The sequence below is a fragment of the Roseitalea sp. genome (assembly GCF_984466335.1).
Map to the genome: position 1 here is coordinate 1 of NZ_CFIFWG010000099.1, position 11,412 is coordinate 11,412.

At 66.6% G+C, this 11,412-nt stretch carries 13 protein-coding genes, 2 tRNA genes and 1 pseudogene; 6 read left to right on the forward strand and 10 right to left on the reverse strand.

Annotated features, from left to right (window positions below; translation table 11 throughout):
• Together AC5E6L_RS10050 and AC5E6L_RS10055 are read right to left on the reverse strand one after the other, a co-directional pair.
• The coding region (locus tag AC5E6L_RS10050) for a CBS domain-containing protein (RefSeq protein WP_491773006.1) at positions 1-204 on the reverse strand (204 nt) is incomplete at its 3' end.
• 69 nt (positions 205-273) lie between these two features.
• Positions 274-1,023 carry a rhomboid family intramembrane serine protease gene (locus AC5E6L_RS10055; RefSeq protein ID WP_491228725.1) on the reverse strand — a complete coding sequence of 250 codons (750 nt, stop codon included), beginning with the start codon at positions 1,021-1,023 and terminating at the stop codon, positions 274-276.
• 303 nt (positions 1,024-1,326) lie between these two features.
• Between AC5E6L_RS10055 and AC5E6L_RS10060 the strand changes: the two genes are divergently transcribed.
• The 3 genes from AC5E6L_RS10060 to AC5E6L_RS10070 all read left to right on the forward strand — a co-directional run bounded on the left by AC5E6L_RS10060 (position 1,327) and on the right by AC5E6L_RS10070 (position 3,767).
• Positions 1,327-2,007, forward strand: coding sequence for a PAS domain-containing protein (locus AC5E6L_RS10060; protein ID WP_491773008.1), 681 nt, complete (start codon positions 1,327-1,329; stop codon positions 2,005-2,007).
• A 122-nt stretch (positions 2,008-2,129) separates the two neighbouring features.
• Positions 2,130-2,738: a PilZ domain-containing protein gene (locus tag AC5E6L_RS10065; RefSeq protein ID WP_491228728.1), complete on the forward strand. Its 609-nt coding sequence runs from the start codon at positions 2,130-2,132 to the stop codon at positions 2,736-2,738.
• Between the two features lie 495 nt (positions 2,739-3,233).
• Positions 3,234-3,767, forward strand: a complete 534-nt coding sequence (locus tag AC5E6L_RS10070) for a transglutaminase-like cysteine peptidase (protein ID WP_491228740.1) — start codon at positions 3,234-3,236, stop codon at positions 3,765-3,767.
• A gap of 233 nt (positions 3,768-4,000) precedes the next feature.
• Here AC5E6L_RS10070 and AC5E6L_RS10075 read toward each other — a convergent pair.
• The 3 genes from AC5E6L_RS10075 to AC5E6L_RS10085 form a co-directional block, all read right to left on the reverse strand.
• A tRNA-Pro gene (locus tag AC5E6L_RS10075) sits at positions 4,001-4,077 on the reverse strand.
• Between the two features lie 63 nt (positions 4,078-4,140).
• Entirely contained in the window at positions 4,141-4,617 is a 477-nt protein-coding gene (locus AC5E6L_RS10080; protein ID WP_491773011.1) for a DUF192 domain-containing protein, read from the reverse strand.
• Between the two features lie 29 nt (positions 4,618-4,646).
• On the reverse strand, positions 4,647-5,240 hold the full coding sequence (locus AC5E6L_RS10085) for a cold-shock protein (RefSeq protein WP_491228730.1): 594 nt from the start codon (positions 5,238-5,240) through the stop codon (positions 4,647-4,649).
• A 208-nt stretch (positions 5,241-5,448) separates the two neighbouring features.
• On the opposite strand from AC5E6L_RS10085, the gene AC5E6L_RS10090 reads away from it, so the two are divergent.
• Positions 5,449-5,889 carry a VOC family protein gene (locus AC5E6L_RS10090; protein ID WP_491228731.1) on the forward strand — a complete coding sequence of 147 codons (441 nt, stop codon included), beginning with the start codon at positions 5,449-5,451 and terminating at the stop codon, positions 5,887-5,889.
• Between the two features lie 213 nt (positions 5,890-6,102).
• Here AC5E6L_RS10090 and AC5E6L_RS10095 read toward each other — a convergent pair whose 3' ends face one another.
• Positions 6,103-6,453, reverse strand: a complete 351-nt coding sequence (locus AC5E6L_RS10095) for a hypothetical protein (RefSeq protein ID WP_491773014.1) — start codon at positions 6,451-6,453, stop codon at positions 6,103-6,105.
• On the opposite strand from AC5E6L_RS10095, the gene AC5E6L_RS10100 reads away from it, so the two are divergent.
• Both AC5E6L_RS10100 and AC5E6L_RS10105 read left to right on the forward strand, forming a co-directional pair.
• On the forward strand, positions 6,452-7,276 hold the full coding sequence (locus tag AC5E6L_RS10100; protein WP_491773016.1) for a YcbK family protein: 825 nt from the start codon (positions 6,452-6,454) through the stop codon (positions 7,274-7,276). The genes AC5E6L_RS10095 and AC5E6L_RS10100 overlap by 2 nt on opposite strands.
• A gap of 228 nt (positions 7,277-7,504) precedes the next feature.
• Positions 7,505-7,580 (forward strand) — tRNA-Glu (locus AC5E6L_RS10105).
• Between the two features lie 455 nt (positions 7,581-8,035).
• Here the strand turns inward: AC5E6L_RS10105 and AC5E6L_RS10110 are convergent.
• From AC5E6L_RS10110 to AC5E6L_RS10125, 4 genes and pseudogenes are all read right to left on the reverse strand, one after another.
• Positions 8,036-9,079 (reverse strand): ABC transporter ATP-binding protein, encoded by a 1,044-nt coding sequence (locus AC5E6L_RS10110; protein ID WP_491773018.1) that lies wholly within the window; start codon positions 9,077-9,079, stop codon positions 8,036-8,038.
• Positions 9,076-9,897 (reverse strand): ABC transporter permease, encoded by an 822-nt coding sequence (locus tag AC5E6L_RS10115; protein WP_491228735.1) that lies wholly within the window; start codon positions 9,895-9,897, stop codon positions 9,076-9,078. The genes AC5E6L_RS10110 and AC5E6L_RS10115 overlap by 4 nt, the downstream gene beginning before the upstream one ends.
• Before the next feature lie 4 nt (positions 9,898-9,901).
• The gene (locus AC5E6L_RS10120; RefSeq protein ID WP_491773020.1) at positions 9,902-10,759 is read right to left on the reverse strand and encodes an ABC transporter permease; all 858 of its coding nucleotides are present in this window, start codon (positions 10,757-10,759) and stop codon (positions 9,902-9,904) included.
• 89 nt (positions 10,760-10,848) lie between these two features.
• A pseudogene (locus tag AC5E6L_RS10125) lies at positions 10,849-11,412 on the reverse strand (hypothetical protein); the annotation flags it as partial.

Sequence of the window (11,412 nt, forward strand, 5' to 3'; positions counted from 1 at the left end):
CAGCGCGCCCGCCCCGCGTCTGGCGATCGCGCCGACCACGTCGCGTTCGGACAGAATGCCCATGATCTTGCGGTCGGCATCGACCACCACCATCGCGCCGACGCGATGCTCGCCCAGGGCGCGAACGGCATCGAGAATGCTGGCACCGTCCGCCAGCGTGAAGACGTCCGATCCCTTTTCCTCCAGAATACGGGCTACCGACATGGCGCGACCTCCTCCCGCTCCAAAGGGCACGAGCATCGGCGATCGCGCGGCCAATGACAAGCCTGGACCCTACGGCCTCCGCCGGGGGACCTGGGGTCGATCCAGCCAGCCAATGGCGAAAAAGCCGGTCACCAGGCCGCCAATATGCGCTTCCCAGGCGATCGAGGCGCCGCCGGCCATGCCGAACAGGTCGGCGCCGGCGGCGAAGTTGACGGCCATCCAGACCAGCATGAACGCCAGCACGCCGCGCTGGCCAAGGGCGGCCGCCGGCCCCAGCAGCGGACCCGAAAAACCCCGGCGCGGATGGCGCCGGTCCGCGCGGAAGCCGAAGCGCCCCGCCGCCCCCAGAAAGCCGGACACGGCGCCCGAGGCCCCCAGCAGCGGCACCCAGTCGCCGAAATAGAGCGCGGTGTGCAGCGCGACCGCGCCGGTCGCCGCGATGGTCCACAAGGCAAGGGTGCGCCACCAGCCGAGACGCCAGGCGACCGGCGCGCCGAAGGCCACGAACCAGATCATGTTGAAGCCCAGATGCAGCCAGTCGCCGTGAAGGAAGGTATGGGTCAGCGGGGCCGCCAGCGTCGGCAGGTCCGCCTGGAAGAAGCCGGGCGCGTAGCGAACCGGAAGGAAGGCGAAGTTGATGATCATCCAGCGGTCGAGCTGACCGTCGAACACGAATGTGCGCAGCAGGTGAACGCCCACGCAGACAGCCACCAGCACGATGATCGCACCGTGCAGATCGACCGCGGGCGCCCTTCCCCCTTCGCCGTCGCCAGGGGGCTGGCGCCGCGGTGCGGCGGGTTCGGGCGCGCGCTGTTCCATCGGCCCTAGTTAAACGCATGAATGGCACAAAAAAAGAGGCCATCCAGGTCGCCCCCAATGGCCCGGTCAGTCCCCTGCCCGCCTCGCTGCCGGCAGGTCCGGGCGCTGCGGCAAGGCCGCTCGCGTTTCGATGTGGTGAATGACCGCCTAACCCCCGCAGGGCAAAAGCCGCCCCTGCCAGGAGCGTTAACGCGCCCTGCGCCTGGCAAGGCGCTTGCATCGTCCCTTTCCAGGATTAGGGCGATGCCGGTCGGCGTGTCGAAACGGCACAGAACGGCGCCCCGAGGCGACGGAAACGGCACGATGCGTCAGAATGGAACACGACAGGTTTTCAACTATTGGAACACGCTGCGCGGCGAACGCGCCGCGCCGCGCCGGTCGGACATCGCGCCGGCGGCCCTGGGCGGGACCCTGGCGCACCTTTTCATCCTTGAGGCGGATGGAGCCGCGGTCCGGTTTCGGCTTGCCGGCACGTGGCTTGGAACCGTTTTCGGCCGGGAGTTGACCGGCACGCGGTTCGCCGCGCTGTTCGGCGGCGACGACCTGGCGCTCGCCGACCGGCTGGTCGATACGGTCGCAAGGGAGGCAGCCGTGAACGTCCTCGACCTGCATGCCACCGCAGAAGGCGAGCGCAGTGCCGATCTCGAAATGGTCCTCTTGCCGCTCGACGAAGAACCCGCACGGATTCTGGGCGCCGTCCACGCCCGTGGCAATCCGTTCTGGTTCGGCGCCTATCCGCTCGGGGCGGCGCATATGAGGGGCGTGCGGCTCCTCGATCCGGCCCGGCCCCTGTTCAGCCTGGCCAACCGCCCGACCACCCCCTTCCACCGCCCGGGCGGACCGGGCACGGGCACGGGCACGCGCCGCGCCCTGCGGGTCATCGAGGGCAGCGTGGGCGACCGCCGGCCCGCACGGGCGGGAACGCGCCCTCCTCCGGGCCTGCGCCTGGTGAAGGACGAACGCGGCACGCGCGAGCAGGCATAGGGCGAAGCGGTTCACGCAGCGCCCGCCCGCCTCGTCCCGCAAAGGTGCCGTTTCTTACCGCTTGTTAACCGATCGGACCGTAGGATGAAGCACGCTTAATCGCTGTCGGGTGAAATCATACAATGCTTGGCGCCGCTGTTGCAGACCGGACGGGACATGGCCCCAGTCGCCGCCTCTTCCAGCGCGTGAAGGTCAATCTGCACGGCCGGTTCATGCTTCAGGACCGCTCCGAGCACCCCTGCCAGATCCTCGACATGTCTCCGGCGACCGCCACGCTCTATACCGAGGCCGATGCCGGCGAGGGCGAACGCATCATCGCCTATGTCGACCATGTCGGCCGCATCGAGGGTCATGTCGTGCGCCGCTTCGAAGGCGGCTTTGCGATCGACCTGAACACATCGGCGCGCAAGCGCGAGAAGCTGGCCGCCCAGCTCACCTGGCTTGCCAACAAGCACGAACTGGACCTGCCCGAGGACCGGCGCCATGAACGCGTCATTCCCAAGAACCCGTCGAGCATCCTGACACTGGCCGACGGCCGCCAGTATCGCTGCCGGATCATAGACTTGTCCCTTTCCGGCGCGGCGCTCTCGATCTCCGTGCGTCCGGCGATCGGCACGCTCGTCAATCTCGGCGGCATGCGCGGCTCGGTCGTGCGCCATTTCGACGAAGGCATCGCCGTCGAATTCGCCTTCGTGCAGCGACCCGAATCGCTTTCCCAGTATATGGGCTGACCCCGCGCCGGCGCACCGGCGCCCGCTTGATGCCGCGATACGCTTCCCGGCGACGCGCCCTAGGGCCTTTTGGGGTTCAGGTTTCGCTGAAGCGCTCTAAGTTTTTGTTTTGCAGCGCGCCTTGTCGGCTCTGGTGATTCCACCTTCGCCGGACGCGCTCTCGCTTCCATATCCCGCAATCTCCGCCCTGCCGGGACACGCGCTTCGGTAAACGAAGCGTTGTCCATGGCGCGCCAATCGTATTCAAACTTTACTACTATTTTAATACAATAAAAAACGCCCTCTAATATAGTATAACTTAAATATAGGCGTGCGAATTCGCGCCACGTAGATTTGTTTCTGTCATGTTGTCCGCGCAAGGGAGACGGACACATGACTGATAATAACGACCCCGCCGGGCGCAAAGTCCGAAGCGTCGGCAAAGGGGTGCCCGCGCGACCCCGGTGGCGCAAGGCCATCGTCGCGCCGTTGGCGGGTGCGGCGCTGCTCGGCGCGATGCTGCCGGCGCAGGCGGTGACCATGCAGACCGCCGGTCGCACGACCCAGCCGATCGGCCACTACGAATTCTGTCAGCGCGCGCCCGGCGAATGCCGGCCGACCGGCCAGGCTGCGCCTCATGCCCTCGACCGCAGGAGCTGGGCGGTGATGGTGGAGGTCAACAACCACTACAACACCACCGTCGTGCCGCTGACCGACATGCAGATCTGGGGCCGAGAAGAGCTTTGGTCGTTCCCCGGCGATGTCGGCGATTGCGAGGACTTCGTCCTGGCCAAACGCGATCGCCTGATGACGATGGGCTTTCACGCCTCCAACCTGCTGATCACCGTGGTTCGACAGCCCAACGGCGAAGGCCACGCGGTGCTCACCGTTCGCACCGATCGCGGCGACTTCATCCTGGACAACCTCGTCGGCACCATCGCCGACTGGCGCGACACGCCCTACACCTATCTGAAGCGGCAGAGCACCCGCCATGCGGGCCGCTGGGAGACCGTTCGCGACGATCGGACCCGCATTTCGGCGGCCCGCTGACGCAAGTATTGCCCGGTCAGTCCCCCACCCACCCGTCCCCCAGACCGGGCTGGAGCCGGCTCTCCCAGGAGAGCCGGCTCTTCTGCATTCAGATGGCTTGCCGCGGTCCTGCGCCGCGCATCGGCACAAATTCGCCGCGACCATTTCAACCAGATCAATCACATGCCGGGACTGAACAGAAACCGGCGGTCATCGAGGATGGAAAGGAAAGGGCTTGAAACCAATCGGATGAATGGTCGGAGCGGCAGGATTCGAACCTGCGACCCTCTGGTCCCAAACCAGATGCGCTACCAGGCTGCGCTACGCTCCGAGGCCCTAGCTTGCGCCCGCATACACGCGCCAAAGGCGGCGGGCAAGGGCGCAGTACGCGCGCCTACCGGTCTTCGATAGCCGGGTGAACCAGCCGGTCGCCCGTCCCCATGCCGAGCCGTTCGGCGGTGCCCGCATGCACTTCAAGAACAAAGCGCGCCGCGCCGCCCGAGCGGATCGACGCCGTGGACAAGGGCACGGTCTCGCGCGCGATCCGCACGATCGACCCGTTCGCATCGGCGAAAACGATGTCGAGCGGCGTCGGCGTGTTACGCATCCAGAAGCTGCGCGGCGCCTCGTCCTCGAAGACGAACAGCATGCCGCGATCGGCCGGCAGGTCGAGGCGGTGCATCAGCCCGCGCATGCGCTGCGCGCCCGTGCGCGCGATCTCGATGTCGAACTGGGCCTTGCGCCCGCCTTCGGCGCCGACCACCACCAGTGCCACCGGGTCGACGGGCAGGCGCATCGGCGCCTGCGCGCGCGCCGTCGCAAGCGCGAAAAGCGTGGCCGCGATCAGGATCGCGGCCAGCCCGGCCGCCACGGCGCCGGCGCGAGACGGATATGGCGCGCTCAATGCGATGACGGCGGCTGGACGCCGATATCGGGATAGATCTCGGCCGCCATCAGCCCCTTGTCGCCCTCGCCGAACCGGGCGATCACAACCTGGCCGGGACGCAGTTCGGTCAGTCCGAAGCGCCGCAGCGTCTCCATGTGCACGAAGATATCGGGCGTCCCCTCGCCGCGCGTCAGGAAGCCGAACCCCTTGGTCCGGTTGAACCACTTGACGATGACACGCTCAAGCCCGCTGGTCGGCGTCACGTTGACATGGGTGCGCGGCTCGCTCGATGCCGGATGAACGGCGGTCGAGGCATCCATGGAGATGACGCGAAAGGCCTGATAGCCGCGCGCCCCGCGCCCCACCTCGCACACGACCCGCGCCCCTTCCAGAGCGGTCTGGAAGCCGTCGCGACGCAGGCAGGTCACGTGCAGCATGACGTCACCCATGCCCGGCTCGTCGGGCACGATGAAGCCGTAGCCCTTGGCGATGTCGAACCATTTTATCCGCCCGGCGATCTCGACAAGGTCGGCAACGCCCCCGCCACGCGCCTCGTTTTCCTGAAGACCGGGACCCTTATCCTTGCCAGACCGCGAGCCATCACCCATTACAAAACACCCCCGACACGCCCCGATGCCGATGGACCAGTCGCATCCGGGCCGTGATTCGCGGCCACAATAGCATTACCACCGCCGATTGCGGCAAGTGCGAAACGCGCTTTATCCGGAAAACAAGATCCGTTTCGGGGTTGACGAGGCCATGCTGTGAATAAGTATTGCCGCGCCAAGGGACCACACATGCTCGAAAGGTGAAACGATGCGTTATCTCCACACAATGGTGCGCGTGCGCGATATCGAGGAGTCGCTCGACTTCTACTGCGGCAAGCTGGGCCTTGAAGAGGTCGAGCGCCACGAGAACGAGAAGGGCCGGTTCACGCTGATCTTCCTCGCCGCGCCCGAGGACAGGCGGGCGGCGCTCGAAACGCGCGCGCCGACGGTCGAACTGACCTACAACTGGGACCCGGAAGACTATCAGGGCGGCCGCAATTTCGGCCATCTCGCCTATGTCGTCGATGATATCTACGCCGCCTGCCAGCGCCTTGCCGATGGCGGCGTGACGATCAGCCGCCCCCCGCGCGACGGACATATGGCCTTCATCCGCTCGCCCGACGGCATTTCGATCGAACTGCTCCAGAAGGGCGATCCGCTGCCAAGGGCCGAACCTTGGGCGAGCATGGAGAATAAAGGCAACTGGTGAGGGGGAGGCCAGCTCCCCCCGCATGCACGCGCCATCGGCCAGCCTTGATCATTCCACGATTTGGCCGTAATCGGCACGTAGCGCTGCCGCGTTGCGGCCCGGACGGGCGTCACGGGGCGCGGCGGGGGCATCGCGTTGGACGGCACGCACTGGCGCCCGGTGCGGTAACCGGCGATTAACCATCGGACGGTTGTGGTGGCGCGCCGGCGGAGTTTAGGGGAAGCCGTTTTTGAGACTAAAGCCAAGCATCGTCGCTGACGGCCGGTCCTGGCGAGCGACCGGCGCGGCTGCGGCCGCGTTGTTCATGTCGGCCTGCAACCCGGCGACGTTCGAGACGGTGTCCACCGGCCTCGAACCCGCGCTCGATTCAGGGGCGGTCATGCCGCCCGATGGTGTCGATATGCCTGTCGCGCGGCCCGGCGCGCCGACCGGGCTAACCGAAGCAGCAACGCTTTCCGAAGCCACGGTCGGAACCGGCGCGACCGTCGCGTTCTCCGGCGCCACGCCGACAACACCCGTTCCGCTGATGGACGGTTCCGTCGTGGCGGCGGGGTCGGCGCCCATGGCCGAGACGGCCGCCCTTGCCGCCGGCGCCTCGCCGCCGCCCTCGCCGACCGGCGAGGCAATCGCGCCGGCACCGGCCGGCGATCCGGCGACCCGGCGCATACGCGCCGCCGAAAACGCGCCGACGGGCGCCCGGCCGGCGCAGACGGCCGGCGCCGGCGCCACCGTCACCCGGACCGATGACCGCGCCGCAAGCCGACCCCGGTTCCTGAACGCGCTGTTCGGCAACCGGCGCGACGAGGAGGGTCGGCCGCGTCCGCTCGTTGGCACGGCAAGCGCGGCGGCGCGCCCCGTCATCGCCGAACAGGCCGCCCAACCCCGCCCGGTGATCGCGACAGCATCGATGCGCGGCAACGCCACCGGCCTTCCCGGCTTTGACCGCGCCCGCGCCTTCGGCATCGACATGAAAGGCGGCGGCGAAATCGACGCGTCGGTGCAACTGGCCTCGGCCGCGGGCCTTGCGCGCCTTGCTCCGAACGGCCTGCGCACGCAGCATTCGGGCGTCGACGTGGCCTGCCTCAAGCCGGCCCTGGTGCGCCTGCTCAAGCACGTCGAGCAGCGCTACGGAAAGCCCGTGATCGTCACGTCCGGCTATCGCAGCCCGACGCGCAACAGCGCCGCGCGCGGCGCCAAGAACTCGCTGCACATCTATTGCGCGGCCGCCGACATCCAGGTTCCCGGCGTCAGCAAATGGGATCTGGCCGCCTATCTGCGCTCGATGCCCGGGCGCGGCGGCGTGGGCACCTATTGTCACACCAACTCCGTGCATGTGGACATCGGCCCCAGGCGCGACTGGAACTGGCGCTGCCGCCGGCGCGGGTGATCGCCACCGCCATCCTCCGCCTCTGCCATGTCAATGTCCATGCCCATGCCCATGCCGCGCGGAGCGGGCGGGGTCCGTTCATGCACGCAGTTGATCGCGCGCGCCGATGGCGCCGTTTATCGGCGGCGACCGGCACCATCCCGGCGCGGTCGCAAAAATCGGATGTCCGCTTTGCGATCAGGGTTGCGGCGGAAAGTGAATATGCCTATACCCCGCTCACCCTGATGCGCGCCCATCGTCTAGCGGTCTAGGACGCCGCCCTTTCACGGCGGAAACACGGGTTCGAGTCCCGTTGGGCGTGCCACTTTCATCACCTGCCTCGGCTTGGCCTGGAACGGCGATTGTTCGCAGCATGGCGGTGGTTTTGGCCCGAATCCGGCGGTTCCGGCCCGGCCTTATCCCGATGCGCCCTCGCAAAGGCCCTTGCCCCAAACCCGTTTCCAATTCGGAGACGGCCCCCGGTTGGACCGATCGCGTTTCGAGCCGATGTCGCCGGGGATGCACGAGACGATCACAAGGCCGACAAGGGTGACCGTAAGGCAGGCCGTTGAAACCGGTTCGAAACCGCCGCTGGCATCCAGCAGAAAACCGGCACCCCAAGACAGACCAGGCCGGCAAGACCCCAGCCCGTGAAAACCCAGCCAAACACCCGCGCAAATCCGGCCTCCGGAATTCCCGCCCTGACGAGAAGCGGCGACGGGATCGGGGGTGGGGGATCGGTCCAGCGTTGCATCCACAAGCCCGCATGCGCGCCGAACTTCATCGCGCACCCTCCAGCACCCACAGCGACCGGCGCGGCAGGTTGATGTCGATCTCGTCGCCGGGCTTGATCCCGTCGACGGCATCGGGCGGCAGCACGGCGTCGAGCACCACATCGCCATGGGCGAGCTTGAGGCGGGTCTGCGTGCCCAGATAGATGCGGTCGGCCACGCGCACCTTGAGCATGTTCTCCAGCCCGGCCCCGATGCGGATCGCCTCGGGCCGAAAGGTCAAGGTGCCCGCGCCGCTGCGGGTGCCGCAGGGCAGATGCACGGCGCCGAGCGCGCAGGTGAAGCGCCCCTTGGCCGCGGTGCCCGGCACGAAGTTGTGGCCGCCGAAAAATCGCGCGACCGCCTCGGTGGCGGGCCGCCGGTAAAAAGCGTCGGCGGGGGCGTATTGGCGCAGCCGTCCGTCGAGGATCAGCGCCACCTTGTCGGCCAGCACCACGGCCTCTTCCTGGTCGTGGGTGACGAAGATCGTCGTGATCCCCATTTCCTGCTGGAGCGAACGGATCAGGTCGCGCATCTCGAAGCGCAGATGGGCGTCCAGATTCGACAATGGCTCATCGAGCAGGAGAACCTTCGGCCGCACGATCAGGGCCCGCGCCAAGGCCACGCGCTGCTGCTGCCCGCCGGAAAGCTCGGAGGGTTTGCGCCCGCCCAGATCGGGCAGCTTGACGAGTTCGAGCATCTCGCGCACCCGCTCGGCGATCTCGGCCTTGGGACGCTTCCGCATTCTGAGGCCGAAACCCACATTGTCGGCCACCGACATGTAGGGAAACAGCAGATAGTTCTGAAACACCATCACGACGCCCCGGTGTTCGGGCTTGTCGCGCAGGATCGATCGATCGTCGAACGCGATCTCCCCGCTCGTGGGCGCGAGCAGGCCCGCGATCATCTTGATCGTCGTGGTCTTGCCGCAGCCCGAAGGGCCAAGCAGGGCGGTCAGCTCTCCCGACGGGATTTCGAGCGACAGCCGGTCGAGCGCCCGGTGGCCGGCCCCGGGATAGATCTTGGTCAGGTCGCGGATCGAAACGTGGGTCACGGGCGACCGAAGCCTCCAACCGCGCCGGACTGGCCGGAGAGTTGCCGTGCCGTCAGGATCAGGATCAGGACACCGGGCAGAATGTAGATCATGGAGATGGCTCCGGTGATGTCGTTGCGCCCCGAGGTGGCGAAGTTGAAAAGCAGGAGCGGCAGCGTGACGACACGCCCGCCGCCGACGATCAGCGTGAGGATGTACTGGCTCCATGACACAAGGAAGGCGAACAGCCCCCCCACGATCACGCCCGGCAGGATCGCGGGCAGCGTGACGAACCAGAAGGTCTTAAGCGGGCTCGCGCCGAGGCTGCGGGCCTGCTGCTCGAAGGCCGGATCGTAATTGGCGAAGATGCCGGCCATGACGAGCGTCATGTAAGGCAAAGTCGGGATCAGGTGCACCAGGATGACGCCCCAAACGGTGTTGGTCAGGCCCATCGCGATGAAGATCGTGTGGATACCCAGAACGACCGCGATCCCCGGCACGATCACCGGCGCGAGAATCAAAAGCTCCACCGCCTCCTTGCCGCGGAATTTGTAAAGCCCGAGCGCCCTTCCCGCCGGAACCCCCACGAGGATCGACAGGCCCGTCGCGGCCAGGGCGATCCAGATCGTCAGCCACAGGCTTGGCAGGACGCCCGACAGATCGGAGAAGGCGTACTCCCAGGCCCGCAGCGTCCATTGCCCAGGCAGAAGATCGGGGTAGCGCCAGCCCCGCGCGAAGGACCACACGCCAAGCGGCACCAGCGGAATGACGAGCCAGAAGATGAGGAGCGCGCCGGACAGGAAACGAATGGACCGAATGGCGAGCGTGTCTTTTTCCATCGGCTCAGTTCCGTATGCTGCTGCGGGTCAGCCGCGTGTAGGCCCAGATCATCACCCCGGCGAGGATCGCGATCACGATGGCCATGGCCATCGCTTCGGGCCGGGCGGCCAGATCGACATCGGTATATTGCCGGTAGGCCAGAACGGGCAGGGCCGCAGGATAGCTCTGACCCAGGATCGCCGGGATTTCATAGGCGCCGAAGGCGAAGGCGAAGACGATGACGCTGGCCGAAAGGACGCCGGGAAAGATCAGCGGCAGGAGGACATGGCGAAAGGCCTGCCATCTGGAGGCGCCCAGGCTCCGCGCGACGCTCTCGAAATCCTGGCCCAGCGCCTGCATCTGCGCAAGGACGATCACGCCGATGAAGGGTATCTCCTTCCAGACATATTGCAGGATGATGCCGATCGCATAGGGATCGAAAACGAGAGCCGGAAATTCGGACGGACGCTGGATCATGCCGAATTCATGGGCCAGCCGGGCAAAGCTGCCCGATTGCGAAAACAGGTAGAGGATGCCGATCGCGCCCACCAGATGCGGCACCGTCAGGTTCAGTTGAAAAAGAAAGTTGATCACGCCGCGCCCAAGAAAGGTCCGCCGCAGGAGCAGGGCCGCGGCGACGGCGATCACCGCGGAGATGACCGTGGACGTGAACGCGATGTGGAAGGTGAGCGCGAAGGAAAGGTAGAATTCGCGGCTGGTGAAGAGGCCGGCATAGGCATCGAAATTCGGCTCGGTCAGGCCGATCACCGGCATGTAGTTGAAGGACCGCATCAGCCCGATGGCGAGCCCCCCGAGAAAGAGCAGGACGATGATTGTCACGGCGGGGGCAAGGAGCAGGACGATCTTGAGCCGGTCCGACATGTCAGCCGAGCCTCCGCGTGAGGGAGCGCGTTGGGAACAGGATGCCCTCGGCGGCGGGGCCGCGCCGCCGCCGGGAGCGGACGGCAGCGCTACCGCCCGACGTTTTCGATCCAGCCGCGCTCGATGGCCGAAATCCACTCGGACTGCAACTCCGGCAGGGCGTTCCGGACCAGTTCCTCGACCGGCACGACAGAGGGGTGGCGCTCGATGGCGGCGAAAGCCTGCTGGATTTCAGGCGCCGTGCGTTCCATTTCGATGCCCGGCGAGGCGCCCCAGACCGATGGAAGCGCCTTGTGCAACTGCGCCTCACCCGACAAAAGCACATTCTGCAACACCATCGCCGCCGCGACGTTGGGGGAATTGAACGGAATCAGCGTGTAGTTCGTGTTGCCGATGGTTCCATCGGCCAGACCATAGGAACGCACCGTATCGGGATATTGCCCCGCTTCGACGGCCAGTCCGAATTGCGAGGGGTCATAATTGAACGTCAGATCGACCTCGGAATTGGCAAAAAGCTCGTTGAGTTGGGCGATCGAGGTGGGATAGGTCCGCCCGGCCCGCCAGAGGTTGGGCTCCATGGCGTTCAGGATTTCCCAGGCGCGGGGCGCGACCTCGTCGTAAAGCGCCTGATCGAACGGCCCAAGCAGGTTCTC